15 protein-coding genes are annotated in these 22,703 nt (G+C 62.9%); 11 read left to right on the forward strand and 4 right to left on the reverse strand.

The features are described from left to right. Positions 1–16: 16 nt before the first annotated feature. The 4 genes from KB554_RS02945 (at position 17) to KB554_RS02960 (ending at position 8,201) form a co-directional block, all read left to right on the forward strand. Entirely contained in the window at positions 17–1,846 is a 1,830-nt protein-coding gene (locus KB554_RS02945; RefSeq protein WP_211034915.1) for an ABC transporter ATP-binding protein, read from the forward strand. Positions 1,847–2,094: 248 nt separating this feature from the next. Further along, positions 2,095–5,580, forward strand: a complete 3,486-nt coding sequence (gene ileS, locus KB554_RS02950) for an isoleucine--tRNA ligase (RefSeq protein ID WP_211034916.1) — start codon at positions 2,095–2,097, stop codon at positions 5,578–5,580. Between the two features lie 81 nt (positions 5,581–5,661). Continuing rightward, positions 5,662–6,042, forward strand: coding sequence for a TraR/DksA C4-type zinc finger protein (locus KB554_RS02955; RefSeq protein WP_141429277.1), 381 nt, complete (start codon positions 5,662–5,664; stop codon positions 6,040–6,042). 284 nt (positions 6,043–6,326) lie between these two features. Further along, the gene (locus KB554_RS02960) at positions 6,327–8,201 is read left to right on the forward strand and encodes a hypothetical protein (protein WP_211034917.1); all 1,875 of its coding nucleotides are present in this window, start codon (positions 6,327–6,329) and stop codon (positions 8,199–8,201) included. 91 nt (positions 8,202–8,292) lie between these two features. Here KB554_RS02960 and KB554_RS02965 read toward each other — a convergent pair whose 3' ends face one another. Together KB554_RS02965 and KB554_RS02970 are read right to left on the reverse strand one after the other, a co-directional pair. After that, entirely contained in the window at positions 8,293–10,482 is a 2,190-nt protein-coding gene (locus KB554_RS02965) for a M56 family metallopeptidase (protein WP_211034918.1), read from the reverse strand. A gap of 2 nt (positions 10,483–10,484) precedes the next feature. After that, entirely contained in the window at positions 10,485–10,850 is a 366-nt protein-coding gene (locus KB554_RS02970; RefSeq protein WP_141429272.1) for a BlaI/MecI/CopY family transcriptional regulator, read from the reverse strand. Positions 10,851–11,081: 231 nt separating this feature from the next. On the opposite strand from KB554_RS02970, the gene KB554_RS02975 reads away from it, so the two are divergent. The 4 genes from KB554_RS02975 (at position 11,082) to rpsU (ending at position 14,064) form a co-directional block, all read left to right on the forward strand. Beyond that, the gene (locus KB554_RS02975; protein ID WP_141429270.1) at positions 11,082–11,903 is read left to right on the forward strand and encodes an ATPase; all 822 of its coding nucleotides are present in this window, start codon (positions 11,082–11,084) and stop codon (positions 11,901–11,903) included. Then, on the forward strand, positions 11,893–12,702 hold the full coding sequence (gene murQ / locus KB554_RS02980; protein ID WP_211034919.1) for an N-acetylmuramic acid 6-phosphate etherase: 810 nt from the start codon (positions 11,893–11,895) through the stop codon (positions 12,700–12,702). The genes KB554_RS02975 and murQ overlap by 11 nt, the downstream gene beginning before the upstream one ends. Before the next feature lie 13 nt (positions 12,703–12,715). Further along, positions 12,716–13,771, forward strand: coding sequence for a helix-hairpin-helix domain-containing protein (locus KB554_RS02985; protein ID WP_211034920.1), 1,056 nt, complete (start codon positions 12,716–12,718; stop codon positions 13,769–13,771). A 101-nt stretch (positions 13,772–13,872) separates the two neighbouring features. Beyond that, complete coding sequence (rpsU, locus tag KB554_RS02990) at positions 13,873–14,064, forward strand: 30S ribosomal protein S21 (RefSeq protein WP_141429264.1); 192 nt, start codon at positions 13,873–13,875, stop codon at positions 14,062–14,064. Positions 14,065–14,150: 86 nt separating this feature from the next. On the opposite strand, the gene KB554_RS02995 is transcribed toward rpsU, so the two are convergent. Beyond that, entirely contained in the window at positions 14,151–15,164 is a 1,014-nt protein-coding gene (locus KB554_RS02995) for an aldo/keto reductase (protein ID WP_211034921.1), read from the reverse strand. Positions 15,165–15,390: 226 nt separating this feature from the next. Next, positions 15,391–17,547 (reverse strand): glutamine synthetase III, encoded by a 2,157-nt coding sequence (locus KB554_RS03000; RefSeq protein WP_211034967.1) that lies wholly within the window; start codon positions 17,545–17,547, stop codon positions 15,391–15,393. A gap of 463 nt (positions 17,548–18,010) precedes the next feature. On the opposite strand from KB554_RS03000, the gene KB554_RS03005 reads away from it, so the two are divergent. The 3 genes from KB554_RS03005 (at position 18,011) to KB554_RS03015 (ending at position 22,703) form a co-directional block, all read left to right on the forward strand. After that, positions 18,011–19,858: a methylmalonyl-CoA mutase family protein gene (locus tag KB554_RS03005; protein ID WP_211034922.1), complete on the forward strand. Its 1,848-nt coding sequence runs from the start codon at positions 18,011–18,013 to the stop codon at positions 19,856–19,858. A gap of 2 nt (positions 19,859–19,860) precedes the next feature. Beyond that, positions 19,861–21,999, forward strand: a complete 2,139-nt coding sequence (gene scpA, locus KB554_RS03010) for a methylmalonyl-CoA mutase (RefSeq protein ID WP_211034923.1) — start codon at positions 19,861–19,863, stop codon at positions 21,997–21,999. 143 nt (positions 22,000–22,142) lie between these two features. Then, positions 22,143–22,703, forward strand: coding sequence for a hypothetical protein (locus tag KB554_RS03015; protein ID WP_141429256.1), 561 nt, complete (start codon positions 22,143–22,145; stop codon positions 22,701–22,703).

Below are 22,703 nucleotides of genomic sequence, written 5' to 3' on the forward strand. Positions count from 1 at the left end.
AAATCCGACGCTCCGAATGTTCAAAACCTACATGCGGCTGCTGGGATTCGCCCGGCCGATCAAACGATACGCCATTCCCTACGGAATCTTCTCGCTGCTCTACGCCCTGTTCAACACCCTGACATTCGGTCTCATCATTCCGATCCTGAACACGATGTTCGACGACGGGTTCACGCCCGAGTACGTCGAAAAGCTGCCGCCCCTGCGCCTCGACGGCGACTACCTGAACGTGCTGTTCAACTACGCCTATTCGCACCTGTTCGATGCCTACGACCCGCGCAACGTGCTGCTGCTGCTGGCCGTCGTGGCCGTCGTCATCAGCTTCCTGAGCAATCTGTTCCGCTACCTGGGTTCGTGGACGATCGAGACCATGCGCGCCCGGACGCTCCAGCGGATGCGCAACGAAATGTTTTCGCGCGTGATGGACATGAACGTCGGCTATTTCAGCGAGCAGCGCAAGGGCGACATCATCTCGAAGATCACCTCGGACATAGGCGTCGTGCAGTTCTGCATCACCAACACGCTGCAAGTCTCGTTCCGCGAGCCGTTCCTCATCGTGGGGTACATCGTCATGATGGTGGCCATCTCGTGGGAACTGTCGATCTTCTCGATCCTCTTCCTGCCGGTCGTGGCGCTCATCATCGGCTCGATCGTCAAGCGGCTCCGCCACCCGGCGCGCACCAACCAGCACCGCATGGGCGAAATGGTCTCGACGCTCGAGGAATCGCTCGCCGGCATCAAGGTCATCAAGAGCTACAACGCCACGCGGTACGTCAAGCGGAAATTCTTCGAGATCAGCGCCGACCTGGCGCGCCTGACGCTCTCGATGGCGCGCCGTCAGCAGCTCGCCTCCCCGATGAGCGAATTCCTGGGCATCACGGCCGTGGGCGTGATCCTCGTCTTCGGCGGGTCGCTCGTCACGAAGGGATCGCTCGACCCGGGCGGATTCATCGCCTTCGTGGCCATCTTCTCCCAGATCACGCGCCCCGTGCGCACCTTCATCGACCAGTTCGCCAACATCAACCAGGGAATCGCCGCCGGAGAGCGCATCTTCTCGGTGATCGACACCCGGCCCGAAATCGAGGACAGGCCCGGCGCCCGGGAGCTGAAGGGGCTGCGGGAGAAGATCGAGTTCCGCGACGTGCACTTCTCCTACGACGGGCAGCGCGAGGTGATCGACGGCATCTCGTTCGAAATCCGCCGCGGGGAGACCGTGGCGCTCGTCGGTCCGTCGGGCGGCGGAAAATCGACCCTGAGCGAGCTGCTGCCCCGCTTCTACGACCCTGCGTCGGGCGAAATCGCCATCGACGGCATCCCGCTGCGCGACTACACGCAGGAGAGCCTGCGCGCCCACATGAGCGTCGTGGCGCAGGACACCGTTCTGTTCAACGACACGATCGAGAGCAACATCGCCATGGGAAAGCCCGGCGCCACGCACGAGGAGATCGTCGAGGCGGCACGGATCGCCAACGCCGACCAATTCATCCGCGAATGCGCCGAAGGCTACTCGACGAACATCGGCGACCGGGGCGTGAAGCTCTCCGGAGGCCAGCGCCAGCGCCTCTCGATCGCCCGGGCGGTGCTGAAGAATCCCGACATCCTGATCCTCGACGAGGCCACCTCGGCGCTCGACACCGAAAGCGAGAAGCTCGTGCAGGAGGCCCTCAACAAGCTGCTCGAAGGGCGGACGTCGGTGGTCATCGCGCACCGCCTCTCGACGATCCACAACGCCGACAAGATCATCGTCGTGGATCACGGGCGCATCGCCGAACAGGGCACGCACAACGAGCTGATGGCCCGCGGCGGCATCTACGCCAAACTGATCGAAATGCAGTCGTTCGACTGACGGCGCCCGCACCGAAGAGCGAAAGCCGGACAAAACCGGCAAAGACCGGACGACGGCCCCGGTTCCGTCCGTCGTCCCCCGAAGCCGGACGGCGGCCCCGGAAGGGCGCGCGCATCCGCCGCAGGCATCCCCGGAAAGCTCCGGCTGCGGCCCCGTCACGGGGAATCGCGGGAAGATTGCGGGCTTTTCAAATCTTTTTTATATCTTTGCAAGTTGTCAGAAAATTAGCGAAGAAACAGCTTACCGATATGAAGTTCAAGGAGTACAAAGGGCTCGACCTGGCCGGTCTGGCCGCCGATGTCCTGAGCGAGTGGGACGCCCGCGACACATTCCACAAAAGCATCTCGACCCGCGAGGGCCGTCCGACGTTCGTATTCTACGAGGGTCCCCCTTCGGCCAACGGCCAGCCGGGCATCCATCACGTCATGGCCCGCACGATCAAGGACGTCTTCTGCCGCTACAAGACCCAGCAGGGCTACCTGGTGCACCGCAAGGCGGGCTGGGACACCCACGGGCTGCCCGTGGAGCTGGGCGTGGAGAAGAAGCTCGGCATCACGAAGGAGGATATCGGCAAGACGATCTCGATCGAGGAGTACAACCGCGCCTGCCGCGAGGCGGTGATGGAGTTCACGGGCATGTGGGAGCAGCTCACGCGCAAGATGGGCTACTGGGTCAATATGGACGATCCCTACATCACCTACGACAACAAGTACATCGAGACGCTGTGGTGGCTGCTCAAGCAGCTCTTCGACAAGGGGCTGCTCTACAAGGGCTACACCATCCAGCCCTATTCGCCGGCCGCCGGCACGGGGCTCTCGACCCACGAGCTGAACCAGCCGGGCTGCTACCGCGACGTGAAGGACACCACCGTGGTGGGACAGTTCCGCATCAAGCACCCCAAGCCCGGAATGGAGGGCTGGGGCACGCCCTACTTCCTCGCCTGGACCACCACGCCGTGGACCCTGCCGTCGAACACGGCCCTCTGCGTGGGTCCGAAATTCGATTACGTGGCCGTGCGCACGTGGAACGCCTACACGGGCGAGAAGATGACCGTCGTGCTGGCCAAGGCGCTGCTCTACGCCCATTTCAACAAGAAGGCCGAAGGGCTCGCGCTCGACGCATACAAGCCGGGCGACAAGCTCGTTCCGTTCGAAATCGCGGGCGAATACAAGGGTCCCGAGCTGGAAGGCATGGAGTACGAACAGTTGCTGCCGTGGGTCAAGCCCGTCGAGACGGACGCCGAGGGAATGTGGCACGACGCCTCGCAGAAGGCGTTCCGCGTCATTCTGGGCGACTACGTCACCGTGGAGGACGGTACGGGTATCGTGCATATCGCCCCGACGTTCGGCGCCGACGACGCCTTCGTGGCGCGTGCTGCGGGCATTCCGTCGCTCTTCATGATAAACAAAAAGGGCGAGACGCGCCCGATGGTGGACCTCCAGGGCCGGTTCTACCGGCTCGAAGAGCTGGACGAGCGCTTCGTCCGCGAGTGCGTGGACGTCGAAGCATACAGGGAGTACGAAGGCCGCTGGGTGAAGAACGCCTACGACCCGCAGTTCACCGTGGAGGGCCGGTACGACGAGAAGGCCGCCGCCGCGGCAGAGACGCTCGACATCTATATCTGCATGAAGATGAAGGCCGCGGGACAGGCGTTCAGGATCGAGAAGCACGTCCACAACTACCCCCACTGCTGGCGCACGGACAAGCCGGTGCTCTACTACCCGCTCGACTCGTGGTTCATCCGCACCACGGCGCTCAAGGAGCGGATGATCGAGCTGAACCGCACGATCCGCTGGAAGCCCGAATCGACCGGCACGGGACGCTTCGGCAAGTGGCTCGAGAATCTCAACGACTGGAACCTCTCGCGCTCGCGGTTCTGGGGCACGCCGCTGCCGATCTGGGCCACGGAGGACCGTTCGGAGGTGAAGTGCATCGGTTCGGTCGGGGAGCTCGTCGCCGAAATCGAAAAATCCGTGGCGGCAGGGCTGATGACCGAGAACCCCTACCGGAATTTCCGCGTCGGCGACATGTCGGAGGAGAACTATTCGACGAAGAACATCGACCTGCACCGCCCCTATGTGGATTCGATCGTGCTCACGTCGTCGAAGGGCGAGCCGATGCGCCGCGAACCGGACCTCATCGACGTATGGTTCGACTCGGGCGCCATGCCCTACGCGCAGGTGCACTATCCGTTCGAACACGAGGCCGACTTCGGCGAGATCTACCCCGCCGACTTCATCGCCGAGGGCGTCGATCAGACGCGCGGCTGGTTCTTCACGCTGCACGCCATCGCCACGATGCTCTTCGACTCGGTGGCTTTCAAAAACATCATCTCGAACGGTCTGGTGCTCGACAAGAACGGCAACAAGATGTCGAAACGGCTGGGCAACGCCGTCGATCCGTTCGAGGTGCTCTCGACCTACGGTCCGGACGCCACGCGCTGGTACATGATCTCCAACTCGCAGCCGTGGGACAACCTCAAGTTCGACCGCGACGGCGTGGACGAGGTGCGCCGCAAGTTCTTCGGCACGCTCTACAACACCTACTCCTTCTTCGCGCTCTACGCCAACGTGGACGGCTTCACGGGCCGCGAGGCGGAGATTCCGATGGAGCGCCGCCCCGAGATCGACCGCTGGATCGTCTCGCTGCTCAACACCCTCGTGCGCGACGTCACGGAGAGCCTCGAGTCCTACGACCCGACCCCCGCGGCCCGCGCCATCCAGGAGTTCGTGGGCGAAAACCTCTCGAACTGGTACGTGCGCCTGAACCGCAAGCGCTTCTGGGGCGGCGGCATGTCGGAGGACAAACTCGCCGCCTACCAGACGCTCTACACCTGTCTGGAGACCGTGGCGATGCTCTCGGCCCCCTTCGCGCCGTTCATCTCCGACCGCATCTTCACGGACCTCAACGCCGTGAGCGGCCGCCACACGGACGAGTCGGTGCACCTGGCCGCCTTCCCGAAGGCCGACGAGGGGCTGATTGACGCCCGGCTGGAGGACATGATGGCTTTGGCGCAGAAGGTCTCGTCGATGGTGCTGGCCCTGCGCCGCAAGGTGTCGATCAAGGTGCGCCAGCCGCTCACGAAGATTCTCATTCCGGTCCTCGACCCCGTGACGGCGGAGCATATCGCCGCGGTGAAGAATCTCATCATGGGCGAAGTGAACGTCAAGCAGGTGCAGCTAATCGAGGACACGACGGGCGTCATCACCAAGCGCATCAAGCCCAACTTCAAGACCCTCGGCCCGCGCTACGGCAAATACATGAAGCAGATCGCCGCCCTGACCGCGGAGTTCTCGCAGGAGCGCATCGCACAGATCGAGGCCGCGCCGGAGACGGTGCTCGACCTCGGCGGGGAGCGCATCACCGTGACGCCCGCCGATTTCGAAATCACCTCGGAGGACATGCCCGGATGGCTCGTGGCGTCGGAGGGCAAGCTCACCGTGGCCCTCGACATCACCGTGACCGACGAACTGAAGGCCGAAGGCGTGGCACGCGAATTGATAAACCGCATCCAGAATATCCGCAAGGAGTCGGGATTCGAGGTGACGGACAGGATACGCGTGGAGATCGAACGGAAGCCGTGCGTGGCGGAGGGTATCGCCCGCTTCGCGGACTACATCGCCGCGCAGACCCTCGCCGTCGAGGTGCGGACGGCCGAAGCGCCCGCCGGAGAGACGGTCGTCGAATCGGAAATCGACGACGAACCGTTGCAGATCGCCGTGACGCGGATCTGACGCCCGAGAGATTGTACATGTAAAATTTGGCGGATTCGGAATATTTGCTTAATTTTACATAAACCCTAAAGCGAAACGATTATGGCAGACGAAAGAACACGGTACAGCGACGCCGAGCTCGAGGAGTTCAAGCAGCTGATCCTGAAGAAGCTCGAAAGTGCGCGTGCGGACTACGAGCTGCTGCGCGCCACTATCACGCATACGGCCGACAACGACACGGAGGACACCTCCCCGACGTTCAAGGTGCTCGAAGAGGGCGCCGCGACACTTTCGAAGGAGGAGAGCGGACGTCTGGCGGCACACCAGATGAAGTTCATCCGCAACCTCGAAATGGCGCTCGTCCGCATCGAGAACAAGACCTACGGCATCTGCAAGACCACCGGGAAGCTCATTCCGAAAGAGCGGCTGATGAAGGTCCCCCACGCCACGGAGTGCATCGAGGCCAAAGAAGGCCGCAAGTGACCGTCCCGGCCGTAAAGGCCCGCATTCACGGTGCGCCCCTGCGAATCGAGATTCGCAGGGGCGCACCCTTTCTGACCTCCCGAGGCCCGGACCGCCGCATGCTCAGAAAAGAGCCCCGGGACGCCTATTCGGAACGCCGTTCCGGAAAACGCACGAGGAAAAAGACACGGCGGCTGCGGACAGCGGCAGAACAATCCCCGCAGGGGAGCCGCTGTCCGGATCCGGACGGCGGCTTGTTCCGCATTTTATACGTTTTTGACGAAAAATGCGTTATCTTTGAACCGATGTACGTCCGGTTCTGCATAATTCTCCTGCTGCTCTCGGCAGCGGCGTCCGCCTCTTTCGCCCGCGTCGCGGGTCCCGGCATGCGCTCTCCGAAACGGACCGTCCCGGACACGGTACGCACCCACACACCGGACCGCTTCACGCCCGACAGCGCCCGCATCGCCAATCCCCGGGCCGCCGCGCGCAACGCCCGTCTCTACGACAGCATCCGTTCGAAAACCGAACGCCGCCGCGTGCCGCGCCTGCTCTACAAGATGCTTTTCGTGCGGCCCGTGCTGGACACCACCTCGAACGGCCGCGTCACCGACGAGAGCTTGCTGCTGGCCCCCTACGCAGGCAAGACGATCGGCGACATCACCATCGAACGGCGGCAGGTGTTCGACAACGGCGGCAACTGGCTGGAACGCACGAGCAACAAACTCCACTACCTGACGCGCGACCGGGTGATCCGGCGCGACCTGCTCTTCGGCCCGGGCGACCGATTCGATCCGCAGCTCGTCGTGCGGAACAAACAACTGCTGCGCTCGCGCAGCTACATCGCCGACGTGGACATAGCCGTGCTGCCCGACTCGCTGGACACCACGCGCGTCAATCTCCTCATCACGACACGCGACAGTTGGACCATTTCGGCCGACGGCGCCCTGCACTCCGAAGGGCGGACGATGGTCGGGCTCTCCGACGCCAACATTCTCGGCACGGGCAACAGTCTGAAATTCATGACCAACTTCAGCCGTTCGGACTTCTCCTACGGCGGCAACATGTTCGAATACGAAATCCCGAACCTGCTGGGAACCTTCTACACCGCCGAATTCGCCGCCGGACGCGACTTCTACAACTCGACGCTCGAACTGGGAATGCGCAAGGAGTTCCTCAAACGCACGGACTACGAACTGGGCCTCACCTACAGCGACAACAAGGCCAAACGCTACATGATCGAGACGGACACGTCGCTGCTCGTCAAGGAGCGCAACCTCGACGCCTGGGGAGGCTACTCGCACTACCTGCCCGGCATCCGTTCGAGCCTCTACCTCACGGGACGCTACAACTACCGCCGGTTCAGCCGCCGCCCGCCCGTCCGCGCCGACTACAACCCCGCGCTGCACGACCAGGACGTCCTGCTGCTCGGCACGGGTCTCTACCGCGAGCGGTTCTACACGGCCAACATGATCTACGGATTCGGCGCACGCGAGTACCTCGCCTCGGGATACAAGGCCGAGGCCGTCGGCGGATACTCCTGGGGCGAGTTCGACGACGCCATGTACCTCGGTCTCTCGTTCGAGGCGGGCGGATTCCGCACGATGGGATACATCATGGGCGGCTTCACGCTCGGCAGCTACATCGACCTCGCGAGCGGCATGTGGAGACGCAGCGCCGTGGACATCGACCTGAGGTGGTTCTCCAACCTGTTCATGGTCCGCCGCAGCCGCATCCGGCAGTTCCTCGCCTTCAACTACACGCAGGGGTGGAACCGCCTGCAGGGCAACGACGAAAGCATCCGCTTCACCCACGTGAACGGATTGCAGGCGCTCAAGGAGCATATCACGGGAACCAACCGCATGATTCTCAACACGGAAACCGTCATTTTCACCCCCTATCAGCCGCTGGGATTCCGCATCGCCCTGTTCGGATTCGCCGATTTCGGACTGCTCGGCTACTCGCCCAACATCTTCAAGAACGAGTTCTACACCTCGTTCGGCCTCGGAGTGCGGCTGCGCAACGAACGGCTCGTTTTCAACACGATCCAGATCCGGCTGGGCCTCGCCCTCGGCAAACCGGGCCTGGTCGAAAGCGACTTCTTCCGCATCTCGAACAGCACGCGGCTGGAGCAGTACCGCTACCGCCCGACACGGCCCGAGATCGTCGGATTCGAATAGCCGTACCGGAAAACGAAGGCGGAGCCGCAACGCTGCGGCCCCGCACCTCTTCCGAACTTTTTATTTCGAACCGCTTACGGTTCCCGCTTCCCTATCTGCGCGCCTGAATCTCGACGACCCCGGCCCGCGCCGCCTCGCCGTACCGCTTCGCCGCGGCATCGTTCTTGTAGATGCGCACCTTCCTGATCCGCGAATAGGCTCCGATCTCGGAACGGTCCCGGAGCTTGCCGTTGATATAGACCCGGTAATCGGCGGGAATCGCACGCAGCATCTCGCGCGACGACTCGCCCTCCGCGAACAGGGTCTCGTCGCCCAGATAGTCGAACACGCTCCTCTTCGGGGCAACCCGCACCGACACGGCCGGAGCCGAGAGTCCGGACTCGTTCGCCTCCCCGGACTTCGAGACGATCTTCACCACGCCGCCCCGGCCCTCCTCGCCGTACTCCTCCAACGACGAAGCGTCCTTCAGCACGGTGACGGAGACGATCTGCCGGGGGTCCATCTTCTGCACCGTTTCGGCCGTGACTTTCCGTCCGTCGAGAAAAAAGACGGGATCCGCACCGGTTCCGGAGACCGAAAGCCGGCCGTTCGCATCGCCCCGGCCGTTCCGGATCACGATCCGCTCCATCCGGCCGTCGAGCCGCGACCGCAACCGCTCCAGTTCCTCGGGATCCATTTTGCAAAGGCTGCCTTCCAGGCTGTCCGGCAGCCGTCCCCAGTCGAAATTCCCGATTTCCGCACCGGTCTCCTCCATACGCTTCCGCAAACGTTTCCATTCGTCGCTCCGGAAAAACGCCCCTGCCTCGGAGAGTTTCCGCTGCGCCTCCTTCCACTCGTCGCTCTCGAAATAGGCCCCCGCCTCGGAAATCCCGCGCTGCGCCTCCTTCCATTCGTCGCTCCGCATGTAAGCGTCCAGCTCCTGCCGCGCCTTCTCCAGCTCGCGCTGCGCCTTTTCGTACTCCCCGGCGGGCATGCGGTCGCGTGCCATCTCCAGTGCCATTCCGGCGATCTCGATCCCCGCGCTGCCCATCCGGACACCCGCTCCGGCGGCATTCATCCCGGCTTCCACGGCCTGCCGGGCCGCCGGGCCGGTTCCCCGCACGACGGTCGCGGAAATCGTGCGCAGGGAGTCCGTCCGCCCCGCTGCCGCCGGCTTCAGTTCGACCAGAACGACCCCCTGCCCCGCATCCGCTCCGTAGCGGACCGCCGACAGCGAATCCTTCAGCACCGTGACCGAAGCGATCTCGCCCGGGTCGATGCCGTCGAGCGACCGTCCCCGGACGCCATTCACCAGAATCAGCGGTCCGGGACCTTTTTTCCGGCTGCGGAGCACCGAATCGGGAACGTCCCCGGACTCCGCCCCGCCGGGAAGCCGGCCCGTTTCTCCGGTCAGGTCTCCGTATCTTTCCGGAAAGACATACGCGGTCTCGGCGAAAGCCCCGAGAGCGAGCCCCGCAAGGGGCAGCAGCAACAGCGCCCGGGCTCCGGCCCAGCGCGACGACTTCTTGCGCAACATCATGGTAATACGTTTTTTAAGTTTGCTATGATTGAAACTGTTCGCGACCGGATACCACCTCCCGCCGGCGGCTTTCCGCACCAGCAGCAACTGATAGCTCCGGGCATCGACGCCGCTGGCGAGCACCGCCTCGTCGGCCTCGTACTCATGGATGGCCCTGATTTCGCGCCGCAACAGCCACATCGCCGGATTGAACCACTGCAAGCATCCCGCGAGGTCCGCCGCCAGCAGGTCGAGCGAATGGCGCAGTCTCAGATGCGCCCGTTCGTGTATGAGGATCGCCTCCTCGTCCTCGCCGCGCCCCCGCTCCGGAAGCACGATATAACGCCCCCAACTGAAGGGCGCCGCGACCCGGTCCGACCGCACCAGCACGACGCCGTCCGTCTGCCGTTCCCGGCGGCCGCTGCGGATCAGCCGCGCCACGCACCCCAGCGACCAAAGGGTCCGCAACAGCACCGCCGCGGCACCGAGGAGAAACACCCCTCCGGCGAGCCGCTCCCAGGGGAAGGCGGGCTCCGCAGCGCGGCCGGCGGCATCCTCCGCAGCCGCGGCCAGCAGAGCCGGCCGGATCTCCGGCAGCACGGGCGCCTCGCGGTAAACGGTGATGACGCACAGCGGAAGCACGAACGACAGCAGCAGTGCTCCCAGCACCACCGCCCGGTTGAGGCGGTGGAATGTCTCGCGGCTCAGCAGCAGCTTGAAAAAGAGGTAGAAGACCGCCAGGCAGGCCCCGACCTTCAGGCTGTATATCAACAGCGCGTACATGGCTATCCGCGGTTTTGCGTTTCGATGCGTTCGATCAGCTCCCGCAGCTCGTCAACCGAGATCTTCTCCTCCTCGACCAGCGCCGAAACGGCCCCGAGGTAGGAGTTTTCGAAATAGCGGCTGATAACGTTTCCGAGCGTCGAACGCGAAAATTCCGCCTCGCTCACGAGCGGGTAATACTGGTAGGTGCTCCCGTAGGCCGTGTGTCCCACGTAGCCTTTGGCCTCCAGGGCGCGCACCATGGTCGAAAGCGTATTGAAATGGGGCTTGGGCTCGGGGGCCATGGCCACCAGCTCGCGCACGAACAACGGTCCGCGCTCCCAGAAACAACGCATCAGCTCCTCTTCACGACGGGTCAGTTTTTCCATGATTCCATTCGGTTTCGTTCCGTCCGCACCGCCTCCCCTTCGCCGCAGGCGGCCGCCGGACTAAATTATTTTACTCCTTTCCGAAGCCGGACCGAAGAATCGGCATAGCTTCCGGGAACAAAGGTAATCAAAAAACAGGAAGATGCAACTATTTTTCGTAGTTTTAGAACGAAAAAATTTAGTTGCTTAATTTTTTTTCGTTTTTATACGAAATATCGCTATCTTTGAGACATGATAATCATCGCAGACAGCGGATCGACCAAATGCACGTGGCTTTTCCACGACGGCGGAAAAACCACGTCGGTGCGCACCCGAGGCATCAACGCCCTCCAGCATACGCCGGAACAGATCCGGGAGACGCTCGCCGCACTCCCTCCGTGCGGCCCCGTGTCGGCCGTCCACATCTACAGCGCCGGATGCAGCCCCGCCTTCCCCGTCTCGAACGAGAAACTCAGGCGCGAGCTGGAAGCCCGCTTCGGCGCGGCGCGGATCGAGGTCCGGTCGGACCTGCTCGGCGCTGCACGCGCCCTGTTCGGGCGCGACGAAGGCATCGCCTGCATCCTCGGCACGGGCGCCAACTCGTGCCACTGCCGTGACGGCGAGGTGGTCCACAATGTATCGGCGCTGGGCTACGTGCTGGGCGACGAGGGGTCGGGTGCGGTGCTGGGCCGCAACCTCGTGAACGGCATCTTCAAGGAACACATCCCCCTGCGCGGGGAATTCCTCGAAGCGTGCGGGATGACCTACGAGGAGATCATCCGCCGCGTCTATAACGAACCTTTCGCCAACCGCTTCCTGGCGTCGTTCGCCCCCTTCATCCTCGACCACATCGGCTGCCCGGAGGTACGCCGGATGGTGCTCCGCTCGTTCGGCGACTTCGCCGAGCGCAACCTGAGCCGCTATCCCAAGGGGCTGCCCGTCTCGTTCGTCGGCGGCATCGCCGCCCATTTCGGGGAGCTGTTGCGCGAAGCGCTGGCCGGCGCCGGATACGAAGTAAAGGAAATCATCGAATCGCCCGCAGAGGGACTTTTGAAATACCACCATGGAAAATAGAGTTACCGAACAGACATCGGCATACGACAACCTGCAGGACATGTCGGTCCGCGACATCCTCACCGGAATCAACCGCGAAGACAGTCTCGTACCCGGGGCCGTCGCCAAGGTCATTCCCACGATGGAGCAGCTCGTCGAGCGCATCGTCGAGCGCATGAAAAACGGCGGCAGAATGTTCTACATCGGCGCCGGGACGAGCGGCCGGCTGGGCGTGACCGACGCCTCGGAGCTGCCCCCGACCTACGGCGTGCCGTTCGATCTGGTCATCGGCCTGATCGCCGGCGGCGACGGCGCGCTGCGCAAGGCCGTGGAACGCGCCGAGGACGATCCGGAAGGCGCATGGCGCGACCTCGAACCGTTCCGTCCCACGGCGCAGGACGTACTGATCGGCATCGCCGCCTCGGGCACGACGCCTTATGTAGTAGGAGGACTGCGCGAGGCCCGGCGGCACGGACTGCTGACCGGAGCCATCACCTGCAATCCCGCATCGCCCGTGGCCGCAGAGGCGGAATACGCCCTCGAAGCGGTCGTGGGCCCCGAATTCGTCACGGGATCGACCCGCATGAAGGCCGGCACGGCGCAGAAGCTGATGCTCAACATGATCTCCACCTCCGTCATGATCAAACTCGGGCGCGTCGAAGGCAACCGGATGGTGAACATGCAGATCACGAACGCCAAACTCGTGGGCCGCGGAACACGCATGATCGCCGAAACGGCGGGCATCGGCGAGGAGCAGGCCCGCGAGCTGCTGCTGCGCTGGGGATCGGTCAAGGAGGCGCTCGGGCACATCGGAAAGTAAACCGCAGGAGGATATGGCGAGGCTCTTCTCGGAACGGGAAATTCGGGCCGTCGCGGTGTTTCTGCCGCTGGCCGGTCTGCTCGTGGCCGCGCTCGTCCTCGTCCGTCCCAAAGCCGACCCGGAGGCCGCCCGCCGCGCAGAAGCGGCGATGGAGGAACGACGCGACAGCGTCGAACTGCATCCGTTCGATCCCAACACCGCAGACTTCGAGGAGCTGCTCGGACTGGGACTCTCGAAATACGAAGCCGTCAGCCTGCTCAAGTTCCGCGCCGCGGGCAAGGTCTTCCGCATTCCCGAGGACGTGGCGCTCTGCTACGGCATCGGCGACTCGCTCTACCGGCGGCTCGCGCCGTGGATCCGCATAGGCCGCAGATACGCCATCGCACCCCGCACGTACCGCCCGGGACGCATCCTCCCCGAGCCGCTGGCCCCCTCGCCGTTCCGTATCGACACCGTGAGCGCACGCTACCTGCGGGCCATCGGCGCGCTGTCGAAACGGCAGGCCGAAGCCTTCGTCCGCTGGCGGGACCTGAGCGGCATCCGCGACATGGAGGAGTTGCGCGCCTGCTACGTCGTCAGCGACTCGGTGGCCGCGGCGCTCGAACCCTACGTCATCTTTCCCGAACGGCAGCCCCGGCCGATCGACCGCCCCGTGGAGCTGAACACGGCCGATTCGGCGGCGCTGCGGTCGGTCACGGGCATCGGCGAGAAGACCGTCATGCGGATCATCCGCTACCGCGAACGGCTCGGCGGATTCCGCAGTGCGGAGCAACTCGCAGAGATTCCGGGGGTCACGGAGAGCAACTACGAAAAAATTTTGAAACAAATTTCCTGCGACAGTTGCAAAATTCGGAAAATTGATATTAACTTTGCAGACCCGAAAACGTTGGGCAGACATCCGTACATCGCCCCGCGGACACTTCGGAAATTATTGAAGGTACGACAGTTGAAAGGAGGTTGGAGCACCGCCGAAGAGTTGATTGAAGACGACATACTGACCCGCGAGGAGGCAGCCAGGCTGGCTCCCTATTTGGAATTCGGGTCTCCCGGCGGAACGACCGACGAGTAGATTGCATCCGAAAACGGGAAAGCGCATCGGAAGATACGCGCCCGGCAGCCGTCAGACGACGAAAACGAACCGAATACAAAACGACAAAAAAACATACCATTATGATTATCATGCCGGTAAAGGAGGGCGAGAACATCGAGCGCGCCCTGAAGAAATTCAAACGCAAATACGAGCGCACGGGCGTCCTGAAGGAGCTCCGCCGCCGCCAGTACTTCACGAAGCCTTCGGTGGCGAAGCGCGAGGCCATGCAGCACGCCATCTACGTGGAGCACATGTACCGCGACGAGGACTGACCGATCGCCGATACGTTATTGAAAAAGCACCTCTTCTTTCCAGAAGAGGTGCTTTTTCATTCATGCTGCACGGGTCCGGGACGGATTTACCGCCCCGCTCCGGCCGAAAGGTTGTCGATCCGCCGGAGCTCCTCGTCCGAGAAGCCGGGGCTTTCCAAAGCCCGGAGGTTGTCGGCGAGCTGTTCCACGGAGCTGGCCCCGACGATCACCGAGCTGACCCGCTCGTCGTGCAGCAGCCAGGCGAGCGACATGGCGGCAAGGCTCTGCCCGCGCCGGGCGGCCAGTTCGTTCAGGCCGCGGAGACGTCCCAGCAGCTCTTCGGTCAGGACCTCCCGCCCGAGCGATCCCGCACGGGCCATCCGGGAATCGGCCGGAACGCCGCCGAGATACCGGTCCGTCAGCAAGCCCTGCGCCAGCGGCGAAAATGCGATGAATCCCGAACCGGCCCCGGCCGCCGCGGAGAGCAGCCCCTCCCGCTCCGGTTCGCGGTCGAGGAGGTTGTACCGGTCCTGGAACAGCAGACACGGCACGTCGCGTTCGACCAGATAGCGGAAAGCGAACCGGGCGGCATCGAGCGGATAGCGCGAAATGCCGACATAGAGCGCCTTGCCCGCACGGACGGCATCGACGAGCGCCCGGAGCGTCTCCTCGAGCGGCGTCTGCGGATCGAAACGGTGGGTATAGAAGAGGTCCACATAGTCGAGCTTCATCCGCCGGAGACTCTGGTCGAGGCTCGCCGTCAGGTATTTCCTCGATCCCCAGTTTCCGTAGGGTCCCGGCCACATGTCGTAGCCGGCCTTGGTGGAAACGAACAGTTCGTCGCGGTACGGCCGGAACGAACGTTCCATGACGCGGCCGAAGGTCTCTTCGGCCGAACCGTAGGGAGGGCCGTAGTTGTTGGCCAGGTCGAAATGCGTGATGCCCCGGTCGAAGGCGTAATGCAGCATACGCCGGGAGTGGGTGAAGGGCCTCTCGGCCCCGAAGTTCTGCCAAAGGCCGAGCGACAGCGCCGGCAGCAGCACCCCGCTGCGTCCGGCCCGCCGGTAGGGCATCCGTCCGTCGTAACGCCCCGGGTCGGGAAGGTAAGGGGATTCGGTCATGGGTCGAAAAATTGGATTACCGCAAAGATAACGAAAACGGCGTATTCCGCCTCAGGCAGGCCCCGGAATTTTCCCGCGACGCACGATACGGACGGGTTCCCGGAAATGCGCGGCGCACGCAGACCGCGGCAGACGCAAAACGTCCCGGACGAACCGGCAGCCGGGTTCGTCCGGGACGTACGAACGCGCGGCCGGGAGCCGCCCCGACCGTCCGCCATCCGCCCCGCTACCGCAGGAAAAGCAGTTCCCGGTACTTCGGCAGCGGCCAGATCTGGTCATCGACGATCTCCTCGAGCTTGTCGATATGGTAGCGGATCGCGTCGAAGCACGAAGCCACCGTATCGTGGTAGGCGACGGCCTTCTCGCGCTGGTCCTCGATCCGGTTGGCGACCTTGCGGGCGTCGATCATCTCGCCCGTGAGCTTCTGGATCGCGGCCGTATGGTCCTGGATCTTCTTGATGAGCGCGATGTCGGCCGAAGCGTTCAGCCCCGGAATCTGCGACATTTTGTAGACCTTGTCCAGCAGCAGCGCCTCGTATTTCGACGCGATCGGCACGATGTGGTTCATCGCCAGGTCGCCCAGCACGCGGCCTTCGATCTGTATCTTCTTCGTATAGGTTTCCCACTTCACCTCGGTACGGGCTTGCAGCTCCACCTCGGAGAGCACGCCCATGTCGCCGAACATGCGCACGGCATCCCGGTCCAGATAGCGGTCGAAAATCCGCGGCGTGGAGGTCTCGCAGTCCAGACCGCGCCGCGCCGCCTCGGCCTTCCACTCCTCGGAATAGCCGTTGCCGTCGAAACAGATGTCGCGGCAGGCGTGGATCATCTGCTTGAGCACCTCGTAGATCGCCTTCTCCTTCTTCGCGCCCGCCTCGATCTTGGCATCCACGGCCCGGCGGAACTCCGTCAGCTCGTGGGCCATCGCCGTATTGAGCACGATCATCGCCTCGGCGCAGTTGTCCGACGAACCGACGGCGCGGAACTCGAACCGGTTGCCCGTGAAGGCGAAGGGCGACGTGCGGTTGCGGTCCGTATTGTCCAGCAGCAGCGTCGGGATATGCGAAATGCCGCTCATGCGGAAGATGCTCTTGGCGTCGAAACGGATGGCGTCGTCGTCCTTCGAGGCGGCCAGCTTCTCCAGCACGGCCGAGACCTGCGAGCCGAGGAAGGCCGAAATGATGGCCGGAGGCGCCTCGTTGGCCCCAAGACGATGGGCGTTCGTGGCGCTCATGATCGACGCCTTCAGCAGTCCGTTGTATTTATAGACGGCCGACACGGCGTTCACCAGGAAGGTGATGAACTGCAGATTCTCCGAGGCGGTCTTGCCCGTGCCGAAGAGGTTCACGCCCGTATCGGTCCCGAGCGACCAGTTGTTGTGCTTGCCCGAACCGTTGATCCCCTTGAAGGGTTTCTCGTGCAGCAGCACGCGGAACTGGTGGCGGCGGGCGATCTTGTCCATAATGGTCATCAGCAGTTGGTTGTGGTCGTTGGCCAGATTGGCCTCCTCGTACACGGGAGCCAGTTCGAACTGATTGGGCGCCACCTCGTTATGACGCGTCTTCACGGGAATGCCCAGCTTCAGGCATTCGTACTCGAGGTCCTTCATGAAGGCCATCACGCGCGTCGGGATCGCCCCGAAATAGTGGTCCTCGAGCTGCTGGTTCTTGGCCGACTCGTGCCCCATGAGCGTACGGCCCGTGAGCATCAGGTCGGGACGCACGGCCCAGAGGCTCTCGTCCACGAGGAAGTACTCCTGCTCCCAGCCCAAATAAGCGAAGACCTTCTGCACGTTCCTGTCGAAATAGCGGCACACCTCCGTGGCGGCCTTGTCCACGGCCGTCAGCGACCGCAGCAGGGGCACCTTGTAGTCGAGCGCCTCGCCCGTATAGGAGATGAAGACGGTCGGGATGCAGAGCGTCGTATCGACGATGAAGGCGGGCGACGCGGGGTCCCAGGCCGAATAGCCGCGGGCCTCGAACGTATTGCGGATGCCACCGTTGGGGAACGACGAAGCGTCGGACTCCTGCTGCACGAGCAGCTTGCCCGAAAACTCTTCCAGCACGCCGCCGCAGCCGTCCGGCTCGGCGAAAGCATCGTGCTTCTCTGCCGTACCGCCCGTCAGGGGCTGGAACCAGTGCGTGTAGTGGTCCGCGCCGTGCTCCAGCGCCCACTGGCGCATCCCGGCGGCGATGCTGTCGGCGATTTCGCGCGTCAGCGGCGTGCGGTGCTCCATCGTGTCGAGCAGCGCCGCATAGGTTTTCTTGTCGAGGTACTTGCGCATGGCCTCGCGTCCGAAGACCTTCTCGCCGAAATAATCCGACGGACGCCCTTCGGGAGCCTTCACTTCGACGGCCGTGTGGTTGATCGCCGCATCGACCATCTTGAATCTCAGTAATGACATGATCCGAATTTTAAAGGAGGTTGCTTTCCGTTTCGGCTACAAATGTAATTCTTTTCCCGATCCGTTGTTTTCCGAAAATCGCATTTTTTCGGAAAACACCTCATTTTTTCGCCCGTTTTCGAAAAAACGACCCCGTTTTTCGGGAACATCGCCGGTTTTTTCACCCGTTTTTCGGAAAACAGTCCCTGTTTTCCGCTCCTCCGGCAAAAATCGGCGATTTCCGAAAAACGCATTTCCAGAGGATATTCAGACCATAAATGGACTGTTTTTCCATACGCGGACCACCCGGCGGCGACTCCCCGGAACGGCCCCGGCGCACCGATATTCGACAATGCTGTTATTTTAGTAACAATTTCTTGTTACAATTCATGAATTATTTTGTACCTTTACATGCAATTTGAAATCGGATTCGACTACACTTATTACTAATCTCTAAATAGTTATGGCAAATACCAAACGTGAAAAGCTGTTCACCGAATTTCCGCCGGTCCCGACCGAGAAATGGGAAGAGGTGATCGCAGTAGATCTGAAAGGAGCCGATTACGAGCGGAAATTGGTGTGGCGTACGGGAGAGGGATTCAACGTCCGCCCCTACTACCGCGCCGAGAACCTCGAGGGTATCAAGTTCCTGGGCTCGCAGGCAGGCGAGTTCCCCTACGTTCGCGGTACGCGCGCCCACAACCGCTGGCATGTGCACCAGACCGTGACGGTCGAGTGCCCGAAGACGGCCAACGCCGAGGCGCTCAAACTTCTCAATGCGGGTGTCGATTCGCTGGGCTTCGAGATCGTGAAGGAGGGCTTCTCCGCCGCCGATCTGGACCAGTTGCTCGACGGCATCTGCGTCTCCGCCGTTTCGCTGGCGTTCAGCGGCAAGGGCATGGGCGACGTCGCCGAACTGGTGATCGCCAAGCTCGAAAAGGAGGGCACGGCCGCCGAAGCCGACGTGGCCTTCGCGATCGACCCGCTGGTAAAGGGTCTTTCGACCAAGGGCGACTTCTGCTCGCCCAACGGCGAGAAGTGCTTCGCACGCATCGCCGCACTCGTCAGGAAGACGGCCGCCTACAAGCACATCCGCGTCGTGACCGTTTCGGCCGACATCTTCTCCAACGCCGGATCGACCATCGTTGAGGAGCTGGCATTCGCCCTCTCGGCCGGCAACGACTACATCGCCCGCCTGACGGACGCCGGGCTGACGGTGGACGAGGCCGCCCGCAAACTGCGCTTCTCGTTCTCGGTGACCTCCAACTACTTCATGGAGATCGCCAAGTTCCGCGCGGCCCGCATGCTCTGGGCCAACATCGTCAAGGCATACAACCCCGAGAAGCACTGCGCCGGGAAAATGATGATCCACGCCGCGACGTCGAAGTGGAACCAGACGGTTTACGACCCCTACGTGAACATGCTGCGCGGCACGACCGAGGCCATGTCGGCCGTGATCGGCGGCGTCCGCTCGCTGGAGGTGACGCCGTTCGACGCCTCGTTCGAGACACCGACCGAATTCTCGAAGCGCATCGCCCGCAACGTCGAGCTGCTGCTCAAGCACGAATCGCACTTCGATCAGGTCGTAGATCCCGCAGGCGGTTCGTACTATGTCGAAAACCTCACGCAGTCGATCGCCTCCGAGGCCTGGAAGCTCTTCCTCGAAATCGAGGAGAAGGGCGGCTATGCAGAGGCTTACAAGGCCGGCTTCATCAAGGAGCGCGTGGAGGCTTCGGCCGCCGCCAAGGACAAGAACATCGCCACGCGCCGTCAGACGCTGCTCGGCGCCAACCAGTTCCCCAACTTCACGGAGGTGGCTCCGAAGGAGATCACCGCCGAGTCCGTCACGCGCCGGCAGGCCGAAGGCAACACGCTTTCGCCCTACCGCGGCGCCATGGCCTTCGAGGAGATGCGCCTGCACGTGGACCGCTCGGGCAAGCAGCCCAAGGCGTTCATGCTCACCTGCGGCAGTCTGGCGATGGCCCGCGCACGCGCCCAGTTCTCGTGCAACTTCTTCGCCTGCGCCGGCATCCGCGTACAGGACAACACCTTCTTCAAGTCGATCGAGGAGGGCGTGAAGGCCGCACTCGAATCGAAGGCCGAGATCGTCGTGATCTGCGCGTCGGACGACGACTACGCCGAGGCCGCACCGAAGGTCAAGGAGCTGCTCGGCGGCAAGGCGATCCTTGTCGTGGCCGGAGCGCCCGCCTGTGCGCCCGAACTCGAGGCTCAGGGCATCAAGAACTTCATCAACGTGAAGTCGAACGTCCTGGAAACCCTGAAGTTTTACCTTAAAGAGATGGGAATCTGATCATGAGAGCGAAATTTTCCGAACTGAAATACGAAGGCGCCACGCAGCAGAGCTGCTGCGCCAAGAAAGGCTGCGGTGAAGTCGAGCCGTGGCTCACGGCCGAGCGCATCCCCGTCAAGGGCGCCTACACGGCCGAAGACCTCGAGGGCATGGAGCACCTGAACTACGCGGCGGGCATCGCCCCGTTCCTGCGCGGTCCCTACTCGACGATGTACGTGATGCGTCCGTGGACCATCCGCCAGTACGCCGGCTTCTCCACGGCCGAAGAGTCCAACGCATTCTACCGCCGCAACCTCGCCGCTGGCCAGAAGGGTCTGTCGGTGGCCTTCGACCTGGCCACGCACCGCGGCTACGACGCCGACCACCCGCGCGTGGTGGGCGACGTGGGCAAGGCCGGCGTGTCGATCTGCTCGGTGGAGGACATGAAGGTGCTCTTCAACGGCATTCCCCTCGACCGCATGTCGGTGTCGATGACCATGAACGGCGCCGTGCTGCCCGTGCTGGCCTTCTACATCGTGACGGGTCTGGAGCAGGGCTGCTCGCTCGAACAGCTCTCGGGTACGATCCAGAACGACATCCTCAAGGAGTTCATGGTGCGCAACACCTATATTTATCCGCCCGAGTTCTCCATGCGCATCATCGCCGACATCTTCGAGTACACCTCGAAGAACATGCCCAAGTTCAACTCGATCTCCATTTCGGGTTACCACATGCAGGAGGCGGGCGCCACGGCCGACATCGAGCTGGCCTACACGCTGGCCGACGGTCTGGAGTACCTCCGCGCGGGCATCAACGCCGGCATGTCGATCGACGCCTTCGCACCGCGTCTGTCGTTCTTCTGGGCCATCGGCATGAATCACTTCATGGAGATCGCCAAGATGCGCGCCGCACGTATGCTCTGGGCCAAGATCGTCAAGCAGTTCGACCCGAAGAACCCCAAGTCGCTGGCCCTGCGCACCCACTCGCAGACTTCGGGCTGGTCGCTTACCGAGCAGGATCCGTTCAACAACGTGGCCCGCACGGCCATCGAGGCGATGGGCGCCGCACTGGGACACACCCAGTCGCTGCACACCAACGCGCTGGACGAGGCGATCGCCCTGCCGACCGACTTCTCGGCCCGTATCGCCCGCAACACGCAGATTTACATCCAGGAGGAGACCAACGTCTGCCGTGAGATCGACCCGTGGGCAGGTTCCTACTACGTGGAGACGCTCACGAACGAAATCGCGCACAAGGCCTGGGAGCACATCCAGGAAATCGAGAAGCTGGGCGGCATGGCCAAGGCCATCGAGACCGGCATTCCGAAGATGCGTATCGAGGAGGCCGCCGCCCGCAAGCAGGCCCGCATCGACTCGGGCGCCGAGAAGATCATCGGCGTGAACGAGTACCGTCTGGAGAAGGAGGCCCCGATCGACATTCTCGCCGTGGACAACACGGCCGTGCGCGAGAGCCAGATCAAGCGTCTGAAGGAGCTGCGCGCTTCGCGCGACGAAGCCGCCGTGAAGAAGGCGCTGGAGGCCATCACCGAGTGCGTGAAGACCAAGCAGGGCAACCTGCTCGAGCTGGCCGTCGAGGCGGCGAAGGTCCGTGCCACGCTGGGCGAAATCTCCGATGCCTGCGAGGTCGTCGTAGGCCGCTACAAAGCTGTTATCCGTTCCATTTCAGGTGTCTATTCGTCAGAAGTGAAAAACGACAAATCGTTCGAGCACGCCAAGGAGCTGTGCGCCGAATTCGCCAGGAAAGAGGGCCGTCAGCCGCGTATCATGATCGCCAAGATGGGTCAGGACGGCCACGACCGCGGCGCCAAGGTGGTAGCCACGGGTTATGCCGACATCGGCTTCGACGTCGATATGGGTCCGCTGTTCCAGACCCCCGAGGAGGCCGCCAAGCAGGCCGTCGAGAACGACGTGCATGTAGTGGGTGTCTCGTCGCTGGCAGCCGGCCACCTCACGCTCGTCCCGCAGTTGATCGCCGAGCTGAAGAAGCTGGGCCGCGAGGACATCATCGTCATCGTCGGCGGCGTGATCCCCCACCAGGATTACGACGAACTCTACCGCGACGGCGCCGCAGCCATCTTCGGCCCCGGTACGCCGATCGCCACGGCCGCCATCAAGATTCTCGAAATCCTGATGGCCGACTGATAGCCGACAGGCGAACACCCGTTCCGATCCCCTCCGGTATTCACCGGAGGGGATTTTTTTGCGGACCGCAGCCGAAACGGCCGTCCGAAAATTTGCACAATGCGGCGATTTGTCCTATCTTGCTACGTCAATTCCACGCATTCATGAAACGATTTCTGCTTTCGCTTTTCGCCCTCTGCGGCGCCGTGGCTGCGGCCACGGCACAAGAGGAGCCGCTGAAACTGCCCGAACCCGAATTCATCGGCCAAACGCTGGCCGTCCTGCCGGACGACACGACCGAACAGCTCGTGCAGGAGAGCCTGACGCCCCGTCACCGTTCGTCCACCGGGCAGAAGCTGTTCGGCATCGGCAGAGACCATATCGAAGAAATGACGCTGAACGGGACGCAGGCCCGTAACCGCTTCCGGAAAGACGACGGCATCGCCTTCATCGTCCGTGTTCCCGACAACGGCATCGACCCGATGTCGGTCATCAGCGTCTTCCGGTTCAAGGTCAAGAAAAAGAAACGCGTCGCCGAATACGCCTCGGTCGGTACTTTCGGCGACCGGCAGCGCAATACGCTGGAGAGACAGCCCTTCACGTCGCGCCGTTTCGGCGTCAGCTCCTACCTGATCGTCCTCCGGGACGTCGAGCCGGGCGAATACGGCATCACGGTCGATGCCCTCGGCAGTCTGAACGTCTCCACGTTCGGCGTGGACGAATGA

Source organism: Alistipes sp. Marseille-P2263 (assembly GCF_018101075.1).
Classification (GTDB): domain Bacteria; phylum Bacteroidota; class Bacteroidia; order Bacteroidales; family Rikenellaceae; genus Alistipes; species Alistipes dispar.

What these genes read in the sequence shown, in the direction of transcription:
- KB554_RS02965 (WP_211034918.1), bottom strand. Translation starts at nt 10,482, where the DNA reads ATGTACGCGCTGTTGATATACAGCCTGAAGGTCGGGGCCTGCCTGGCG.
- rpsU (WP_141429264.1), top strand. Translation starts at nt 13,873, where the DNA reads ATGATTATCATGCCGGTAAAGGAGGGCGAGAACATCGAGCGCGCCCTG.
- KB554_RS02995 (WP_211034921.1), bottom strand. Translation starts at nt 15,164, where the DNA reads ATGACCGAATCCCCTTACCTTCCCGACCCGGGGCGTTACGACGGACGG.
- scpA (WP_211034923.1), top strand. Translation starts at nt 19,861, where the DNA reads ATGAGAGCGAAATTTTCCGAACTGAAATACGAAGGCGCCACGCAGCAG.
- KB554_RS02985 (WP_211034920.1), top strand. Translation starts at nt 12,716, where the DNA reads ATGGCGAGGCTCTTCTCGGAACGGGAAATTCGGGCCGTCGCGGTGTTT.
- KB554_RS03015 (WP_141429256.1), top strand. Translation starts at nt 22,143, where the DNA reads ATGAAACGATTTCTGCTTTCGCTTTTCGCCCTCTGCGGCGCCGTGGCT.
- KB554_RS03000 (WP_211034967.1), bottom strand. Translation starts at nt 17,547, where the DNA reads ATGGTCGATGCGGCGATCAACCACACGGCCGTCGAAGTGAAGGCTCCC.
- KB554_RS02955 (WP_141429277.1), top strand. Translation starts at nt 5,662, where the DNA reads ATGGCAGACGAAAGAACACGGTACAGCGACGCCGAGCTCGAGGAGTTC.
- KB554_RS03005 (WP_211034922.1), top strand. Translation starts at nt 18,011, where the DNA reads ATGGCAAATACCAAACGTGAAAAGCTGTTCACCGAATTTCCGCCGGTC.
- KB554_RS02945 (WP_211034915.1), top strand. Translation starts at nt 17, where the DNA reads ATGTTCAAAACCTACATGCGGCTGCTGGGATTCGCCCGGCCGATCAAA.
- KB554_RS02960 (WP_211034917.1), top strand. Translation starts at nt 6,327, where the DNA reads ATGTACGTCCGGTTCTGCATAATTCTCCTGCTGCTCTCGGCAGCGGCG.
- KB554_RS02970 (WP_141429272.1), bottom strand. Translation starts at nt 10,850, where the DNA reads ATGGAAAAACTGACCCGTCGTGAAGAGGAGCTGATGCGTTGTTTCTGG.
- ileS (WP_211034916.1), top strand. Translation starts at nt 2,095, where the DNA reads ATGAAGTTCAAGGAGTACAAAGGGCTCGACCTGGCCGGTCTGGCCGCC.
- murQ (WP_211034919.1), top strand. Translation starts at nt 11,893, where the DNA reads ATGGAAAATAGAGTTACCGAACAGACATCGGCATACGACAACCTGCAG.
- KB554_RS02975 (WP_141429270.1), top strand. Translation starts at nt 11,082, where the DNA reads ATGATAATCATCGCAGACAGCGGATCGACCAAATGCACGTGGCTTTTC.